Below are 17,539 nucleotides of genomic sequence, written 5' to 3' on the forward strand. Positions count from 1 at the left end.
GTTGATAGGCCGGATATGGAAGCCAGGTAACTGGTGGAGTTGACCGGTACTAATAGGCCGAGGGCTTGTCCTCAGTTGCTCGCGTCCACTGTGTTAGTTCTGAGACAACGAACAGTTGTCGGCTTAGAGCAGAACAGACAAATGAAGAGTGTGCTTGTTCGCTCGAAACCAATAGGGTTTCGGTGGTTATAGCGTGAGGGAAACGCCCGGTTACATTCCGAACCCGGAAGCTAAGCCTTACAGCGCCGATGGTACTGCAGGGGGGACCCTGTGGGAGAGTAGGACGCCGCCGAACAATTTTTGGAAGGACCCCTGGTCACCAGCGTTCAGCTGGGACCAGGGGTCCTTTTTCTTTATGCTTGAGGTACCGAAGACAGGAGTCACCCATGTCCACCAACTCTCCCGACGACCGACCGGAGCGCGACCAGCGGCGACGGGACAGTGGGGACCGCGGTAGCCGGAGCGGCCAGAGCAGTCAGGGCGGCGGCTACCGCGGGGACCGTGGTGGGTTCCGCCGGGACAACGACCGCGGTGGCTATGGCGGCGGCCGGCGCGACGACAACCGGGGCGGCGGCGGTTACGGTGGCGCCCGGCGCGACGACCGCCGTGACGACCGGCGCAGTGACGAGCGCCGTGGTGACGACCGGGGTTCGCGCCCGCCCTTCCAGCGTGACGACCGCGATCGTGGACCGCGCCGGGACGATCGGGGTGGCCGTCCCGGTGGCTTCCCCCGTCGCGACGACCGTGGTGACCGTCCGGCCTTCCGTCGCGACGATCGCCGTGATGACCGGCGTGACGACCGTCCGGCCTTCCGTCGCGACGACCGGCGCGACGACCGGCGCGATGACCGGCGCGACGGAGACCGGGGCGGTTTCCGCCGCGACGACCGCGACCGTGGGCCGCGGCGTGACGACAGCCGCGGCGGTTTCCGTCGGGACGACCGGCGTGACGACAACCGTGGCGGCTTCCGCCGCGACGACCGTGGTGAGCGTCCCCCCTTCCGTCGGGACGACCGTCGGGATGATCGGCGCGATGACCGCCGTGACGACAACCGTGGTGGCTTCCGCCGCGACGACCGTGGTGAGCGTCCCCCCTTCCGTCGGGACGACCGTCGGGATGATCGGCGCGATGACCGCCGTGACGACAACCGTGGTGGCTTCCGCCGCGACGACCGTGGTGAGCGTCCCCCCTTCCGTCGGGACGACCGTCGGGATGATCGGCGCGATGACCGCCGTGACGACAACCGTGGCGGATTCCGCCGCGACGACCGCCGTGACGACCGGCGTGACGACCGTCGCGACGACCGCGGTGGCCGTCCCGGTGGTGGGTTCCGGGGGCGGGACGACCGGGGCGGGCGTCCCGGTGGTGGGTTCCGAGGGCGGGACGACCGTCGTGGCGGTCCTGGTGGCGGGCGTTTCCGTGAGGAGCGGGAGCGGGACCGGGAGCCGATCAAGCGGCTGCCGATTCCCGACGACGTCACCGGCGACGAGATCGACAAGGATGTGCGGCAGGAGCTCCAGAGTCTGCCGAAAGGGCTCGCGGAGGACGTCGCCAGGAACCTGGTGATGGTCGCCCGGCTCATCGACGAGGAGCCCGAGCAGGCCTACGCCTACTCCAAGGTCGCCCTCCGGCTCGCCTCGCGCGTGGCCGCCGTACGGGAGGCCGCCGGGTTCGCGGCGTACGCCAACCAGAAGTACGCAGAGGCGCTCGCCGAGTTCCGGGCGGCGCGGCGGATGACCGGCGGCGTCGACCTGTGGCCCGTCATGGCCGACTGCGAGCGCGGGCTCGGGCGGCCGGAGAAGGCGCTGGACATGGCCGGGGCCCCCGAAGTGCACAAGCTCGACAAGGCCGGTCAGGTGGAGATGCGGCTCGTGGCCGCCGGCGCCCGCCGGGACATGGGACAGCTCGACGCGGCCATCGTCACCCTGCAGAGCCCCGAGTTGGCCTCCCACTCCGTACAGCCGTGGACCGCGCGGCTGCGGTACGCCTACGCCGACGCGCTCCTCGAGGCCGGGCGCGAGCGGGAGGCGCGGGAGTGGTTCGCCAAGGCCGTCGAGGCCGACCGCGACGGCAGCACGGACGCGTCGGACCGGCTGGCCGAGCTGGACGGCGTCGAGTTCGTGGACGCGCTCGACGAGGACGACCTCGACGAGGACGTGGACACAGCGCCCGGCAAGGACGGCGACGAGGACTGACCTCCGGCGCACCTGCGCACGCGACGAGTGGGGGCGGGATCCGAAACGGATCCCGCCCCCACTCGCATGTCCGGGGCGCGTCAGAGATCCAGCGCGCGCAGCACCAGGCCCGACGCCGGCTTCGGACCGAAGGACGTGGACTTGCGGGGCATCGTCACGCCCTGGCGGGCCAGGTCGCGGACCACGTCCTCATGGACCGGGTGGAGCAGGACGGCCGTACCGCCGTCGCGTTCGGCCTTGCCGACGGTGGCGGCGGCGTCGTGGATGTAGGCGATGTGGGCCGGGGAGTCCTCGGGAATGCCCCAGACGTGGCCGAGGAGCGCGGCGTGCAGGACCGTCGCGTCCAGGGCGCGCCAGGCCGGAGGACGGTCGGCGGGGACCGTGCGGGCCAGCAGGTCCGGGTCGGGGCGGTCGACCAGATGGAAGGCGCCGTCGCCCGCGAGGAGGAAGGCGTTGCCGTCCGCCGCCGCTTCGCCGAGGAGTGCGAGGGCCTGCGGGAGCGGGGCCTGGACGCGGCGGACGCGGAACAACCCGTGCAGGGCCGCGACGGCGTCGGAGACCGGGAGGCCGTGCAGCAGGCGGTGGATGGCGCGGACCCGCAGCGGGTGGCGGGCGGTGTCGACCAGGAGGACCAGGCCGTGGTCCCAGGGGCTGGGGGAGGGGTGCTCGGCGCGGAGCCTGCGGTAGGTGGCCCAGCGGTGGTGGCCGTCGGCGATCAGGGCCTGGCGGCCGGCCAGGCCGGAGCGGACGCGGTCCAGGTCGCCGGGGTCGGTCACGGACCACAGGCGGTGGCGCACGCCGTCCTCCGTGGTGGTGGCGAGCAGCGGGGCCCGTTCTGCGGTGCGTTCGACGACCTCGGCGGCGGGGTCGGCCGGGCCGTCGCCGCGGTAGGTGAGGAGCAGCGGTTCGAGGTTGGCGCTCGTAGCGCGCATCAGGGCCGCGCGGTCGGCGACGATGTGCGGCATGACGTCCTCGTGCGGCAGCACGACGCCCTCCTCGGGGTCGGACACCCGCAGGGCCCCGATGATGCCGCGCTGGAGCGAGCCGTCGACGTCCCGCTGCTCGTAGACGTAGAGGGCGGGCTCCGGGTCGGCGGCGAGGACGCCCTCCGACAGCCAGCGGCGCAGGGTGCGGGCGGCCTGTTCGTTGCGGGCGTCCGGGGTGGCGGCCTCGGGCAGGATCAGCCGGACGATGTTGTGCGGGTCCGCGGACTGGAGTGCGTGGACGCCGTCCGGGCGGACCACCACGTCGTACGGAGGGGACGTCACGGCGGCCAGACTGCCGACCCGGTCGGGGTCGTAGCGAAGGCCTCGGAACGGGGTGAGTTCCAGGCCTCGGCGCGTCGTTGCTTCCGGGTGACCTGCTGTGTTCATCACGGCATCGTACGGGGCGTACGGCTGTCGGTGGCATGGGGGATGATCGGGGGAAAGCCGTCCGAGCGAGGAGCGATGTGGAATGAGCCGGGGCGTCAGGAGCAGGCCCGAGGGCAGTGGGCGGGCGCTGAGCGAGGCGTACGACACGGCGCTGCTCGATTTGGACGGGGTGGTGTACGCGGGCGGTGACGCCATCGCCCACGCGGTGGAGTCGCTGGGCGCGGCGAGCGCGGGCGGGATGCGGCTGGCGTACGTCACCAACAACGCGCTGCGCACGCCGGAGGCGGTGGCCGGACATCTGACCGAGCTGGGGATACCGGCGGAGGCGTCGGAGGTGATCACCTCGGCGCAGGCGGTGGCCCGGCTGATCGCCGAGCAGGTCCCGGCGGGGGCGCGAGTGCTGGTGGTCGGCGGTGAAGGGCTGCGGGTGGCGCTGCGCGAGCGGGGTCTGGAGCCCGTGGAGTCGGCGGACGACGATCCGGCGGCGGTGGTGCAGGGGTACGGCGGACCGGAGCTGCCCTGGGGGCGGTTCGCGGAGGCGTGCTATGCCATCGCGCGCGGGGTGCCGTGGTTCGCGTCCAACACCGACCTGACGATTCCGAGCGCGCGGGGTATCGCGCCGGGCAACGGGGCGGCGGTGCAGGTCGTGCGGATCGCGACGGGCGCCGAGCCGCAGGTGGCGGGCAAGCCGCTGCCGCCGATGCACCGGGAGACGATCCTGCGGACGGGCGCGCGGCGCCCGCTGGTGGTCGGGGACCGGCTGGACACCGACATCGAGGGCGCGTTCAACGGCGACGTCGACTCCCTGCTCGTGCTCACCGGCGTGACCGACGGCCGCCGGCTGCTCGCCGCGCCGCCGCAGCACCGGCCGACCTACGTCGACGCCGATCTGCGCGGGCTGCTCACCGGGCAGCCGGACGTGACGGAGGCCGCCGGCGGTTTCCGCTGCGGGGGCTGGACGGCCACCGCCGGTGCGGAGGAGCTGGAACTGGAGGGGGACGGCGAGGCGCTGGACGGGCTGCGGGCGCTGTGCGCGGCCGCCTGGACGCGGGCCGGCGAGGGCTCGTGCGCGCTCGACGGCAGCAAGGCGCTGGCGAGGCTGGGCATCTGAGGCCCTGTCGGGACTGACGGGCGCGACGGTCGTGAGGTGATGTGATCGTCACCTTTCGACCGTGCTCAGGATCTTGATCCAATAGGAGGGTAGGCTAACCTAACCTCGTGTTGGTTGAAAGTCCTCCCGAACAGCGCGCGGACATCGCCCCTGCGCCCTCGAACCGCCGGGCGATACGTGCCTTCGGGCTGCTCGTCTCCGTGGCGATCCTGGTGCTCGTCGCGCTGGCGAGCATCGCGATCGGCGCGAAGGAGCTGTCCCTGGACGAGGTCTGGCACGGCCTGTTCCAGGACACCGGGACGTACGCCGACGTCGTCGTCGGCGAGCGGCTGTCCCGGACGCTCCTCGGGCTGCTCGCGGGCGCCGCGCTCGGCCTGTCCGGGGCGGTCCTCCAGGCCCTGACGCGCAATCCGCTGGCCGACCCCGGCCTGCTGGGCATCAACGCCGGCGCGTCCGCCGCGGTCGTCACGGCCATCACCTTCTTCGGCGTCACCAGCGTCAACGGCTATGTGTGGTTCGCCTTCCTCGGCGCCGCCTCGGTCGGCGCGCTGGTCTGGTTCCTCGGCGGCAGCCGGGGCGCCACGCCGGTGCGGCTCGCCCTCGCGGGCACCGCGATCAGCGCGGCCCTGTACGGCTACCTCCAAGCGCTGATGATCATGGACGAGGCGGCGCTGGACCGGATGCGCTTCTGGACCGTCGGCTCGCTGGGCTCCGCGACCGACCGGACCATCGTCCAGGTGCTGCCGTTCCTCGTCGTCGGCTCGCTCCTCGCCCTCGCCCTGGCCCGGCCGCTGAACGCCATGGCCATGGGCGACGACACCGCCAAGGCGCTCGGCGCCCATCTGAACCGCAACCGCGCGCTGTCCATGCTCGCCGCCACCGTGCTGTGCGGGGCGGCGACCGCCGCGTGCGGGCCGATCATGTTCGTCGGCCTGATGGTGCCGCACGTCGTACGGTCCTTCACCGGGCCCGACATGCGCTGGATCCTGCCGTACGCGGCCGTCCTGTCGCCGGTGCTGCTGCTCGGCGCCGACGTCCTCGGCCGGATCGTCGCCCGGCCCGCCGAACTCCAGGTCGGCATCGTCACCGCGCTCCTCGGCGGCCCGGTCTTCATCTTTCTCGTACGACGGCGGAGGACGGCCCAGCTGTGAAGAACGCCCTTGCTGTGAAGTCCGACGCTCCCCGTGCCGTGCGGTCGCCGGGCGGGCTGTCGCTCCGCCTGGACCTGCGGGCCCTCGTCGTCGTCGTGCTGCTGCTGGTGCTCGTCCTCGCCGCCGGCGTGCTGCTCATCGGGACCGGAGACTTCCCCATCGCCGCCGGCGACGTGCTCAGGACGCTGTTCGGGCAGGGCGACCCCGGGCAGGAGTTCATCGTCAACGACCTGCGCCTGCCCCGGGTCCTCGTCGGGCTGCTGGTGGGCGCCTCGCTCGGCCTCGGCGGTGCGCTGTTCCAGTCCATCTCCCGCAATCCGCTGGGCAGTCCGGACGTCCTCGGCCTCGGGCAGGGGGCGACGGCGGGCGCGCTCGTGGTGATCGTGCTGGTCTCCGGCGACGCCCGTGACGTCACCATCGGGGCGCTGATCGGTGGTCTGGCCACCGGCCTCGCCATCTATCTGCTGGCGTGGAAGCAGGGCGTGCACGGCTACCGGCTGGTGCTGGTCGGCATCGGCATGTCCGCCATCGTCACGGCCGTCAACGGCTATCTGCTGACCAAGGCCGACATGGTCGACGCCGCCCGCGCGGTGGTGTGGATGACCGGGTCGCTCAGCGGCCGCGACTGGGAGCAGGTCTGGCCGCTGCTGTGGCTGTGCGCAGTCCTCGTGCCGCTGGTCCTCGCCAACGCGCGCGGGCTGCGGATGCTGGAGATGGGCGACGACGTCTCCCACGCCCTCGGCGTGCGCGTCGAGCGGGTGCGGGCGGTGCTGCTGGTGGCCGCCGTGCTGCTGACCGCCGCCGCCACCGCCGCCGCCGGCCCGGTCAGCTTCGTGGCGCTCACCGCCCCCCAGCTCGCCCGCCGGCTGACCCGCTCGCCGGGCCCCAACCTGGTCCCGTCGATGTGCATGGGCGCCGCCCTCCTCCTCGTCGCCGACTGGACCTCGCAGCGCGTCTTCGGCGCCGACCAGCTGCCCGTGGGCGTCGTCACCGGCGTGCTCGGCGGCGTCTACCTGCTGTGGCTGCTGGTCACCGAGCGCAGGGCGGGCCGGGTATGAGCGCCGGCAGCGCGACGGCGCCCCCGGCCGACCGGGGGCCGAACCACCACGTCAGCAGCGGGCTGACCGACCGAAGGAGCACCGTGAACCGTCTGTCCGCCGAGAACGTCACCCTCGCGTACGACCAGCGCGTCATCGCCGAACAGCTGTCGGTGTCCATCCCCGACAACTCCTTCACAGTCATCGTCGGCCCCAACGCCTGCGGCAAGTCCACGCTGCTGCGCGCCCTGTCGCGGATGCTCAGGCCCAGCGAGGGCCGGGTGCTGCTGGACGGGCAGGTCATCCAGTCGATGCCCGCCAAGAAGGTCGCCCGCACCCTCGGGCTGCTGCCCCAGTCGTCCATCGCGCCCGACGGCATCACGGTCGCCGACCTGGTCGGCCGCGGCCGGTACCCGCACCAGGGCATCCTGCGCCAGTGGTCGACCGAGGACGAGCGGGTCGTCCAGGAGTCCATGGCGCAGACCGGGGTCGCCGAACTCGCCGACCGGTACGTGGACGAGCTGTCCGGCGGCCAGCGCCAGCGGGTGTGGATCGCGATGGCCCTCGCCCAGCAGACGCCGCTGCTGCTGCTGGACGAGCCGACGACGTACCTGGACATCCAGCACCAGATCGACGTGCTCGACCTGTGCGCCGAGCTGCACGAGGAGCAGGGCCGCACGCTGGTGGCCGTGCTGCACGACCTCAACCACGCCGCCCGCTACGCCACCCACCTCATCGCCCTGCGCGGCGGCACGGTGGTCGCCGAGGGCGCGCCCAACGACATCGTTACCGCCGAGCTGGTGGAGGAGGTCTTCGGCCTGCGCTGCCAGGTCATCGAGGACCCGGAGACGGGCACCCCGCTGATCGTGCCGGCCGCCCGCAAGGCGCGGGAGCGGGTGACGGCGTCCGCCGCGGAGGCTTCCTGAGCGGGAGGACTGCGCAGGCTTCATGGCCGGGAGGCCACAGGGCTTCCTGAGCCGGGGACTGCGCGGGCTTCCTGGCCGGAGAGCTGCGGAGGCGTCGTGAGCCGCGGGGCTACAGCAGCTTCCTGAGCCGGAACAGGTCCCGCAGCCCCGCCTCCAGCTTCACCCGGCCCGAGCCCCAGGCCCGGGCGAAGTCCAGGTCGCCGTCGACCAGGGCCACCAGGTCGCCGCCGGCCAGCGCCAGCCTGATCTGGGCCTTCTCGCGCGGCGGGCCCGGGAACGTGTCGTGCACCTCGATCCGGCCGTCCATGAGGCGGCCGGCGAAGGTGACGTCCAGGTCCGTGACATGGCAGCTCACCGAGCGGTCCATGGCGGCGGCGTCGCGCGCGTCGCCCTCGGCGCCCCGCAGGTTCTCCGAGAACTTCTCGAGTGCGGTACGGCACTCCTCGATCGTGGCCATCGCCACCGACGGTACCGCAGCGGATCGCGGTAGCGTCGGGGCATGAGCGACACCGTTCCCGACGCAGGGGCGCCCGAGGAGCGCGAGCAGGGGCCCGAGCCCGGCCCCGCCGCCCCGGCCCCGCTGCACGTGCCCCGCACCCCCACCGGCGACGCCGGGATCGACGCCTGCCTGGAGCGGCTCGCGGACGCCGACCACCTCGCCACGGACGGACACGTCGAGGTGTACGAGGATGTGCACCGGGGGCTGCGCGACGCGCTCACCGCGCTCGACGCCCGCCCGGGACCTCCGGCGCCCCCTTCCGTCCGTCACCCGACCACCACCCCCCGACCAGACCCTTCGGGCCGCGAGCCCGGCACGCCGTACGCGAACAGGAGCTGAACCGAACGTGGCAGGAGTCGCACGCCGCCGTCTCGACGCGGAGCTGGTCCGCCGCAAGCTGGCGCGCTCGCGCGAGCACGCGAGCCAGCTGATCGCCGCCGGCCGGGTCAGCGTCGGCAAGACCGTCGCGACCAAGCCGGCCACGCAGGTGGAGACCGCGGCGGCCATCGTCGTCGCCGCCGACGACGGCGACCCCGAGTACGTCTCCCGCGGCGGCCACAAGCTCGCCGGCGCGCTCGCGGCGTTCGTCCCGCAGGGGCTCACGGTCGAGGGGCGGCGGGCGCTGGACGCCGGCGCGTCCACCGGCGGTTTCACCGATGTGCTGCTGCGCGCGGGCGCCGCGCACGTCGTCGCCGTGGACGTCGGGTACGGGCAGCTGGCCTGGTCGCTGCGGAGCGATGAACGCGTCACCGTCAAGGACCGTACGAACGTACGCGAGTTGACGCCGGAGGCGATCGACGGCGAGCCGGTGGACCTGGTCGTGGGGGATCTGTCCTTCATCCCGCTCGGGCTGGTGCTGCCCGCGCTGGTGCGGTGCGTGCGGCCGGACGCCGACCTGGTGATGATGGTCAAGCCGCAGTTCGAGGTGGGCAAGGAGCGGCTGGGCAGCGGGGGCGTGGTCCGCAGTCCGCAGCTGCGCGCGGAGGCCGTGCGCCAGGTGGCCGAGCGGGCCTGGGAGCTGGGGCTCGGGGTGAAGGGCGTGACCGCCAGTCCGCTGCCCGGGCCCTCGGGGAACGTCGAGTACTTTCTGTGGCTGCGGGCCGGGGCTCCCCGACTGGACCCGGCCGACGTAGACCGTGCAGTGGCGGAGGGGCCGCGTTGACACAGAACCGAGCTCGTACTGTTTTCCTGCTCGCCCACACCGGGCGGCCCGCGGCCATTCGCAGTGCCGAACTGGTGGTGCGGGGCCTGCTGCAGTCCGGGCTCGGGGTGCGGGTCCTGGAGGCGGAGGCGCGCGATCTGCCGCTGCCGGGCGAGGTGGAGCTGGTCGGCGAGGCGACCCCGCAGTGCCTCGACGGGTGCGAGCTGCTGATCGTGCTGGGCGGCGACGGGACGCTGCTGCGCGGCGCCGAGTTCGCCCGGGCGTCCGGGGTGCCGATGCTCGGCGTCAACCTCGGGCGGGTCGGTTTCCTCGCCGAGGCCGAGCGCGACGACCTCGACAAGGTGGTCGACCGGGTGGTGTCCCGCGCCTACGAGGTCGAGGAGCGGATGACCGTCGACGTCGTCGTCCACCGCAACGGCGACATCGTGCACACCGACTGGGCGCTGAACGAGGCGGCCGTGCAGAAGGCGGGCGCCGAGAAGCTGCTGGAGGTCGTCCTCGAGATCGACGGGCGGCCGGTCACCGGGTTCGGCTGCGACGGCATCGTGCTGTCGACGCCGACCGGGTCCACGGCGTACGCGTTCTCCGCGGGCGGGCCGGTGGTGTGGCCCGAGGTGGAGGCGCTGCTCATGGTGCCGATCAGCGCCCACGCCCTGTTCGCCAAGCCGTTGGTGACCTCCCCGGACTCGGTGCTCGCCGTGGAGGTGCTGCCGCACATTCCGCCGGGCGTGCTGTGGTGCGACGGCAGGCGGACGGTGGAGCTGCCGGCCGGGGCGCGGGTGGAGGTGCGGCGCGGGGCCGTGCCGGTGCGGCTGGCCCGGCTGCACCACGCCTCGTTCACCGACCGGCTGGTGGCGAAGTTCGCGCTGCCGGTGTCCGGGTGGCGGGGGGCTCCGCACTAGGGGGTGTCGGACACCCCCTGGCCGCTCCGCGGGGCGGGGCCGGGTGTCGTCGGCGTGTGCGGGTTGTCCGGGGCTGGCCGCGCGGTTTCCCGCGTCCCTCGGCAGCGTCCCTCCTGTGGGTGACAAGGGTGGGCCGGTCGCACATCGCGGCGCCGACCTCGTATGGTCGTGTCCGTGTTGGAGGAGATGCGGATACGGTCGCTCGGAGTCATCGACGACGCGGTCGTCGAGCTGTCGCCCGGGTTCACGGCGGTCACCGGTGAGACGGGCGCGGGCAAGACGATGGTGGTCACCAGCCTGGGCCTGCTGCTCGGCGGGCGCGCGGACCCGGCGCTCGTGCGGATCGGGGCCAGGAACGCGGTCGTCGAGGGGCGGATCACCGTGCCCGCGGACGCCTCCGCGGCCGTACGGGCCGAGGAGGCCGGCGCCGAGCTGGACGACGGGGCGCTGCTGATCAGCCGTACCGTGTCCGCCGAGGGGCGCTCGCGGGCGCACCTGGGCGGGCGGTCCGTGCCCGTGGGGGTGCTCGCCGAGCTGGCGGACGAACTGGTCGCCGTGCACGGGCAGACCGACCAGCAGGGCCTGCTCAAGCAGTCCCGGCAGCGGCAGGCCCTGGACCGGTACGCCGGGGACGCGGTCGCCGCGCCGCTGGCCGAGTACACCGAGGCGTACAAGAGGCTGCGGGCCGTCTCCGCCGAGCTGGAGGAGATCACCACCCGGGCGCGCGAGCGGGCCCAGGAGGCCGACATGCTGCGCTACGGGCTCGACGAGATCGCGGCCGTCGAGCCGCGCGCCGGCGAGGACGCGGAGCTGGCCGAGGAGGCCGAGCGGCTCGGGCACGCGGAGGCGCTGGCCTCCGCCGCGTCGGCCGCGCACGTGGCGCTGGCGGGCAACCCCGAGGACCCGGAGAGCGTGGACGCCGCCACGCTGGTCGCGGGCGCGCACCGGGCGCTGGAGGCCGTACGGTCGCACGACCCGGCGCTGGCAGCGCTCGCCGACCGGATCGGGGAGATCGGCATCCTGCTGGGCGACGTGGCCGGGGAGCTGGCCGGGTACGCCGACGACCTGGACGCCGATCCGCTGCGGCTCGCGGCGGTCGAGGAGCGGCGGGCCGCGCTCACCGCCCTCACCCGCAAGTACGGCGAGGACGTGTCGGCCGTGCTGGCCTGGGCCGAGCGGGGGGCCGCCCGGCTGACCGAGCTGGACGGCGACGACTCCCGCATCGACGAGCTGACCGCCGAGCGGGACGCGCTCCGCGCCGAACTGGGCGGCCTCGCCCAGGCGCTGACGGACGCGCGGACGGCGGCGGCGGAGAAGTTCGCCGCGGCGGTGACGGCCGAGCTGGCGTCGCTGGCGATGCCCCACGCGCGGGTGTCGTTCGCGATCCGGCAGACCGAGGACCCGGACGGCGTCGAGGTCGGCGGCCGCCCGGTGGCGTACGGGCCGGGCGGCGCGGACGAGGTCGAGCTGCTGCTCCAGCCGCATCCGGGCGCGCCGCCCCGGCCCATCGCCAAGGGCGCCTCGGGCGGTGAGCTGTCGCGTGTGATGCTCGCCGTGGAGGTGGTCTTCGCGGGTACGGACCCGGTGCCGACGTATCTCTTCGACGAGGTGGACGCCGGCGTCGGCGGCAAGGCGGCGGTCGAGATCGGGCGGCGACTGGCGCGGCTCGCGAAGACCGCGCAGGTCGTCGTGGTGACGCACCTGCCGCAGGTGGCCGCCTTCGCGGACCGGCAGCTGCTGGTGGAGAAGACCAACGACGGGTCGGTGACCCGGTCCGGCGTGAAGGTGCTGGAGGGCGAGGACCGGATCCGTGAGCTGTCGCGGATGCTGGCCGGCCAGGAGGACTCCGAGACGGCCCGGGCGCACGCGGAGGAGCTGCTCGCCACGGCCCGGGTGGACGTCTGAGGCGCCGGCCCGGCGGAACCGGTCGGCGGGGTCACTCGTGTGAGTGACCCCGGTCCCCGTCCGGGGCGGGGGCGCGGGAGCCGGCGGTGCCGCAACCGCCGTCCGCCCTGGCATGCTTGGCGGGTACGGGCAGGAGCCCGGGCGGTACACCCCATCCGTCCGGTCCTTCTGTACGTTTCTCCGTGACCGTCGTGAACGTCGTGACCGACCGACGCCGAATCAGGAGCCCCCGGCCAGGTGACCCCCGTGAGCAGCCGCGCACCGCACGGCCAGCCGGCGCTGCGCACCGTGCAGGTGCTGGGCGGCGGCAACGCCGGCAGCAGCGCGCACGTGCGCTCGCTGTCCGCGGGGCTCGTCGCGAGGGGCGTGCGCGTCACGGTGTGCGCCCCCCTGGAGGCGGATCACACCCACGACTTCACCGGGGCCGGCGCCGACCTCGTTCCCGTGCCGCGCAGCAGCGACCCGGCGTCCGTCGGCGCGCTGCGGGCCGCGTGCCGGGACGCCGACCTCGTCCACGCCCACGGGCTGCACGCCTCCTTCCGGGCCGTCCTCGCGCTCGGCGGGCGCGACACCCCGCTCGTCGTCACCTGGCACGACCGGGCCCACGCCGAGGGCGCGCGCGCCCATCTGCTGCGCCTGCTGGAGCGGCGGGTGGCGCGGACGGCGTCGGTGGTGCTCGGGACCACCTCCGGCCTGGTCGACCGGGCGCGACGCTCCGGTGCCCGCGACGCCCGGCTCGCGGGGATCACCCTGCCCGGACGGCGCACCCCGCCGCGGCAGGGCGACCCCGACCGGCTGCGCTCCAAGATCCGTGCGGAACTCGGCGTCACCGGCCGCCCGTTGCTGATGGCCGTCGGCTCCCTCGACGGCCGGCGCGGCTACGACGTCCTGCTGGACGCCGCGCACGCCTGGCGCCGGCTGGACCCGGCCCCGCTCGTCGCCATCGCCGGAGAAGGGCCGCTGCGCCCGGAGTTGCAGCGCCGCATCGAGGGCGAGGACCTGCCGGTGCGGCTCATCGGCCGCCGTGACGACGTGGCCGAACTCCTCACGGCCGCCGACCTCGCACTGCTGCCGAGCCACTGGGAGTCCCGTTCCGTCCTCGCCCAGGAAGCCCTGCACGCGCGGGTGCCGCTGGTGGCCTCCGCGGTCGGCGGCATCCCCGAACTCGTCGGCGACGCCGCCGAACTCGTCCCGCCGGGCAACGCCCGAGCCCTCGCCGACGCCGTCGTCCGCCTCCTCGGCGACCCCGAACGCCGGGAGGAGCTGCGGGACAGGGGCGTACGGCAGGCGGCCACCTGGCCGACCGAGGACGAGACGGTCGCCCAAGTCCTCAGCGTCTACGACGAGTTGACGCAGCCCCGGCCGCTGATCTGACCGGCTCGGCCAACGGCGACTCGGCGGGCCGGACCCACCGGTCGACCCGCGAGCCGGCCGGGCCCGGCCCATCGACGAGCCTGCGCGCCGGACCGGCTCGGCCGACCGGCGAGCCGCCGGGCCGACCCGGCCCGGCTATTCCACGTGTCTGCGCGCCCGCAGTGCGAGGCTCAACGCCAGGACGGTCTGCGGGTCGTCCAGGTCGGTGCCGAGCAACTCGCCGATCCGGGCGAGGCGGTTGTAGAGGGTCTGCCGGTTGAGGTGCAGCTCGCGCGCGGTCTCCGCCTTGCGGCCGGCGTGCGCGAGATAGGTCTCCAGGGTCGGCAGCAGCGGCGGCCGGGAGCGTCGGTCGTGCTCGCGCACCGGCCCGATCGCGCGGTCCACGAACGCCGCGAGGTCAGGGTGGTCCCGCAGCCGCCACAGCAGCAGGTCGATGTCCAGGCGGCGGGCGTCGTACCACGGCTGCTCCGGCAGTCCCCGGGCCGCGTTCGCCGTCTCCGCCGCGTGCCGCAGCCCCGCCGACGCCGCCGCCCAGCCTCCGGCCACCCCGACGACCACCACCGGCGGCTGCGCGCCCGGCCGCCGTACCCCCGACCGCTCCACACCGGCCCGCAGCGCCGCCGCCACCCGGTCGGCCACCGCCGGGCGCTCCGACTCCGACCGCAGCCCCAGCAGCAGCGGAACGCGTCCCTCCACCGGCCGTACGCCCAGCAGCGCCGGCACGCCCACCGCGGCCAGCTCCTCCGTGACCGCCCGCGCCAGCACCGCCCAGCCGCCGCCGGGCGACAGCACCTCGCCCAGCCGCATCACCACCGGCAGCAGCGGGCCGTCGCCCGGCCGAAAACCCAGCACCCGTGCCTGCGCCGGGGCGTCCTGCGCGGCGATCCGGCCCTCCGCCAGGTCGGTGAGGAAGTCGCCGCGTCCGCGCGCGGCCAGCTCCTCCTCCTGGCGGGCCTGCATCAGCACCACCGCCAGGATGCCCGCGGTGCGCTCGGCGGCGATCCGGTGCACCGGCGCCAGCGGCCGCCGCACCGGCAGCAGCACCAGCCGCGCCCGCACCGGGCCCGACCCCGCACCGGCCCCGCCCGGCACGTCCACCAGCACCGACCCGGCCGGCGGCGGCGCCTCCCGGTGCGGGCCGCGCAGCCCCTCCCACACCTGGAGCGGGTCGGCGCCCTCGGGACCGGCACCGGCGGCGTACAGCAGCCGCCCGTCCGAGGTCTCCAGGAAGACCGGGTTGCCGCCGAAGTCGGCCAGAACGGCCAGCACCTGCGGCGCCCCACCGCCCGCCAGCAGCGCCTCCGTGCACCGCCGGTGCACCTCCTCGGCCTGCTGGAGCAGCGCGTAGTGGCCGTTGACGATCTCGGTGTGGATCTCCTCCGTGACCGTGACGAACGGCACCTCGCGGTGCAGCTGGACCAGCGGCAGCCCGGCCGAGCGGGCCGTGTCCACCACGGTCGCGGGCAGCCGGGCGAAGCGCGGCCCCAGCTCGATCACCAGGGCCGCGATGCCCCGCTCGGCCAGGGTCCGCACGAACGCCCGCTGCTCGGCGGGCCGCGTGCCCATGCCGTACCCGGTGGTCAGCAGCAGCTCGCCGCCCTTCAGCAGCGAGGCGATGTTCGGCACCTCGCCCGCGTGCACCCAGCGCACGGTCCGCCGCAGCCGGTCGGCGCCCGCGAGCACCTCCGGCAGGCCGCTGCGAAGCCCGGGCAGCTCCAGCGCCCGCTGCACGGTGATGCCGGCGCCCGGGCCGTCGAAGGGATGGTCGGTGCGGCTGTTCATGCAGCGGACGCTACCCGGACGCCCGTTCGACGGGCATCTCCGGGGGCGGGCGCCGGCTCAGCCGCCGTACGCCCCCGACGCCGTCAGCCGCAGCGCGGTGTCGATCAGCGGGACGTGGCTGAAGGCCTGCGGGAAGTTGCCCACCTGGCGCTTGAGCCGCGGGTCCCACTCCTCGGCGAGCAGTCCGAGGTCGTTGCGCAGGGAGAGCAGCTTCTCGAACAGCTTGCGGGCCTCGTCCACCCGGCCGATCATCGCCAGGTCGTCCGCCATCCAGAACGAGCAGGCCAGGAAGGCGCCCTCGTCGCCGGGCAGGCCGTCGACGCCCTCGTCCTCGCCGGAGGTGGGGTAGCGCAGGATGAAGCCGTCCGGCGTGGACAGTTCGCGCTGGATCGCCTCGATGGTGCCGATCACCCGCTTGTCGTCCGGCGGCAGGAAGCCCATCTGCGGGATCAGCAGCAGCGAGGCGTCCAGCTCCTTGGAGCCGTAGGACTGGGTGAAGGTGTTGCGCTCCTTGTCGTAGCCCTTCTCGCACACGTCCCGGTGGATGTCGTCGCGCAGCTCGCGCCAGCGCTCCAGCGGGCCGTCGGCGTCGCCGGACTCCAGCAGCTTGATCGTGCGGTCGACGGCGACCCAGGCCATGACCTTGGAGTGCACGAAGTGGCGGCGCGGGCCGCGCACCTCCCAGATGCCCTCGTCCGGATCCTGCCAGTGGTCCTCCAGGTAGCGGATCAGCTTCAGCTGGAGCAGCGAGGCGTAGTCGCTGCGGGCCAGGCCGGTCATGTGGGCCAGGTGCAGGGCCTCGGTGACCTCGCCGTACACGTCCAGCTGGAGCTGGTGCGCGGCGCCGTTGCCGACGCGGACCGGGGCGGAGTTCTCGTAGCCGGGCAGCCAGTCCAGCTCGGCCTCGCCCAGCTCGCGCTCGCCCGCGATGCCGTACATGATCTGCAGGTTCTCCGGGTCGCCCGCGACCGCGCGCAGCAGCCACTCGCGCCAGGCGCGGGCCTCCTCGCGGTAGCCGGTGCGCAGCAGCGAGGACAGGGTGATCGCGGCGTCCCGCAGCCAGGTGTAGCGGTAGTCCCAGTTGCGCACGCCGCCGATCTCCTCCGGCAGGGAGGTGGTCGGGGCGGCGACGATGCCGCCGGTGGGGGCGTACGTGAGCGCCTTCAGGGTGATCAGGGAGCGGACCACCGCCTCGCGGTAGGGGCCGTGGTACGTACAGTGCTCGACCCACTCGCGCCAGAAGTCCTCCGTCGCCTCCAGCGACTGCTCCGGCTCCGGCAGGGGCGGCGGCTCCTTGTGCGAGGCCTGCCAGGAGATCGTGAACGCGATCCGGTCGCCGGGGCCGACGGTGAAGTCGGAGTACGTGGTGAGCGCCTTGCCGTAGGTGTCCACGGGGGTGTCGAACCACACCGAGTCCGGCCCCGCGACGGCGACCGTGCGCCCGTCGTGCTTGTGCACCCACGGCACGATCCGGCCGTAGGAGAACCGCATCCGCAGCGCGGAGCGCATCGGGACCCGGCCGGAGACGCCCTCCACGATCCGGATCACCTGCGGCGCGCCGTCGCGCGGGGGCATGAAATCGGTCACGCGGACCGTGCCGCGCGGGGTGTCCCACTCGGATTCCAGGATCAGCGAGTCGCCGCGGTAGCGGCGCCGGGTCGCCGTCGGGGGCTCGGCGTCGGCGGCGTGCGCCGGGCCGATCCGCCAGAATCCGTGCTCCTCGGTGCCCAGCAGGCCGGCGAAGACGGCATGCGAGTCGAAGCGGGGCAGGCACAGCCAGTCGACTGTGCCGTCCCGGCAGACCAGTGCGGCGGTCTGCATGTCTCCGATGAGTGCGTAGTCTTCGATGCGCCCGGCCACGTGCAACTCCAGTCGAACGGCCACGTAAGCCCCATGGGGGGCTGTCGCTAGTGCGGTCAAGGGGTTTTGTAGTGCGTCGTCGAGCGGTGGGGCACAACCGTCGTGATGCCCCGGGGGCAAACGACCATTGTCGCTCAACGAACTGACGAGCTCTCGTTGTTCCGGTGCCTACGGGCGGGGGTGGTGCCGTTTCTCCGGCGTGCTCGGCAGCGAGTGTCCGAGCAGGATACGACGCACGCTGATGATCCGCGGCCCGCTCCGC

General features: G+C 74.0%; 15 protein-coding genes and 1 rRNA gene. 12 read left to right on the forward strand and 4 right to left on the reverse strand.

Features of this window, described 5'->3' with window-relative positions; all coding sequences use genetic code 11:
* The first annotated feature begins 178 nt into the window (after positions 1–178).
* The 3 genes from rrf (at position 179) to ABZY13_RS01765 (ending at position 2,195) form a co-directional block, all read left to right on the forward strand.
* A 5S ribosomal RNA gene (rrf, locus tag ABZY13_RS01755) occupies positions 179–295 on the forward strand.
* Between the two features lie 206 nt (positions 296–501).
* On the forward strand, positions 502–1,566 hold the full coding sequence (locus ABZY13_RS01760; RefSeq protein ID WP_356627124.1) for a hypothetical protein: 1,065 nt from the start codon (positions 502–504) through the stop codon (positions 1,564–1,566).
* Entirely contained in the window at positions 1,458–2,195 is a 738-nt protein-coding gene (locus ABZY13_RS01765) for a tetratricopeptide repeat protein (RefSeq protein WP_356627125.1), read from the forward strand. Before ABZY13_RS01760 ends, ABZY13_RS01765 begins: the two co-directional genes overlap by 109 nt.
* 80 nt (positions 2,196–2,275) lie before the next feature.
* Here the strand turns inward: ABZY13_RS01765 and ABZY13_RS01770 are convergent, their stop codons facing one another.
* Positions 2,276–3,568 (reverse strand): DUF1015 domain-containing protein, encoded by a 1,293-nt coding sequence (locus tag ABZY13_RS01770; RefSeq protein WP_356626823.1) that lies wholly within the window; start codon positions 3,566–3,568, stop codon positions 2,276–2,278.
* Positions 3,569–3,650: 82 nt separating this feature from the next.
* Between ABZY13_RS01770 and ABZY13_RS01775 the strand changes: the two genes are divergently transcribed.
* The 4 genes from ABZY13_RS01775 to ABZY13_RS01790 all read left to right on the forward strand — a co-directional run bounded on the left by ABZY13_RS01775 (position 3,651) and on the right by ABZY13_RS01790 (position 7,793).
* On the forward strand, positions 3,651–4,679 hold the full coding sequence (locus ABZY13_RS01775) for an HAD hydrolase-like protein (RefSeq protein ID WP_356626825.1): 1,029 nt from the start codon (positions 3,651–3,653) through the stop codon (positions 4,677–4,679).
* Positions 4,680–4,786: 107 nt separating this feature from the next.
* On the forward strand, positions 4,787–5,830 hold the full coding sequence (locus ABZY13_RS01780; protein WP_356626827.1) for an iron chelate uptake ABC transporter family permease subunit: 1,044 nt from the start codon (positions 4,787–4,789) through the stop codon (positions 5,828–5,830).
* Positions 5,827–6,888: an iron chelate uptake ABC transporter family permease subunit gene (locus ABZY13_RS01785; protein ID WP_356626829.1), complete on the forward strand. Its 1,062-nt coding sequence runs from the start codon at positions 5,827–5,829 to the stop codon at positions 6,886–6,888. The genes ABZY13_RS01780 and ABZY13_RS01785 overlap by 4 nt, the downstream gene beginning before the upstream one ends.
* A gap of 83 nt (positions 6,889–6,971) precedes the next feature.
* Positions 6,972–7,793: an ABC transporter ATP-binding protein gene (locus ABZY13_RS01790; RefSeq protein WP_356626831.1), complete on the forward strand. Its 822-nt coding sequence runs from the start codon at positions 6,972–6,974 to the stop codon at positions 7,791–7,793.
* Positions 7,794–7,902: 109 nt separating this feature from the next.
* Here ABZY13_RS01790 and ABZY13_RS01795 read toward each other — a convergent pair whose 3' ends face one another.
* Entirely contained in the window at positions 7,903–8,250 is a 348-nt protein-coding gene (locus ABZY13_RS01795; RefSeq protein WP_356626833.1) for a sterol-binding protein, read from the reverse strand.
* A 42-nt stretch (positions 8,251–8,292) separates the two neighbouring features.
* Between ABZY13_RS01795 and ABZY13_RS01800 the strand changes: the two genes are divergently transcribed.
* The 5 genes from ABZY13_RS01800 (at position 8,293) to ABZY13_RS01820 (ending at position 13,635) form a co-directional block, all read left to right on the forward strand.
* A complete protein-coding gene (locus ABZY13_RS01800) occupies positions 8,293–8,631 on the forward strand; it encodes a hypothetical protein (protein WP_356626835.1) in 339 nt (112 codons plus the stop codon).
* Between the two features lie 7 nt (positions 8,632–8,638).
* Positions 8,639–9,454, forward strand: coding sequence for a hemolysin (locus tag ABZY13_RS01805; protein ID WP_356626837.1), 816 nt, complete (start codon positions 8,639–8,641; stop codon positions 9,452–9,454).
* The gene (locus ABZY13_RS01810) at positions 9,451–10,356 is read left to right on the forward strand and encodes an NAD kinase (protein WP_356626840.1); all 906 of its coding nucleotides are present in this window, start codon (positions 9,451–9,453) and stop codon (positions 10,354–10,356) included. Before ABZY13_RS01805 ends, ABZY13_RS01810 begins: the two co-directional genes overlap by 4 nt.
* 162 nt (positions 10,357–10,518) lie before the next feature.
* Positions 10,519–12,261, forward strand: coding sequence for a DNA repair protein RecN (gene recN, locus ABZY13_RS01815; RefSeq protein WP_356626841.1), 1,743 nt, complete (start codon positions 10,519–10,521; stop codon positions 12,259–12,261).
* A 237-nt stretch (positions 12,262–12,498) separates the two neighbouring features.
* Positions 12,499–13,635, forward strand: a complete 1,137-nt coding sequence (locus tag ABZY13_RS01820) for a glycosyltransferase family 4 protein (RefSeq protein WP_356626843.1) — start codon at positions 12,499–12,501, stop codon at positions 13,633–13,635.
* Positions 13,636–13,770: 135 nt separating this feature from the next.
* Here ABZY13_RS01820 and ABZY13_RS01825 read toward each other — a convergent pair whose 3' ends face one another.
* Both ABZY13_RS01825 and ABZY13_RS01830 read right to left on the reverse strand, forming a co-directional pair.
* Positions 13,771–15,417 (reverse strand): PucR family transcriptional regulator, encoded by a 1,647-nt coding sequence (locus ABZY13_RS01825; protein WP_356626845.1) that lies wholly within the window; start codon positions 15,415–15,417, stop codon positions 13,771–13,773.
* A 57-nt stretch (positions 15,418–15,474) separates the two neighbouring features.
* On the reverse strand, positions 15,475–17,277 hold the full coding sequence (locus tag ABZY13_RS01830) for a glycoside hydrolase family 15 protein (RefSeq protein WP_356627126.1): 1,803 nt from the start codon (positions 17,275–17,277) through the stop codon (positions 15,475–15,477).
* Positions 17,278–17,539 lie beyond the last annotated feature (262 nt).

It is taken from the genome of Streptomyces sp. NPDC006610, assembly GCF_040611575.1.
GTDB lineage: Bacteria > Actinomycetota > Actinomycetes > Streptomycetales > Streptomycetaceae > Streptomyces.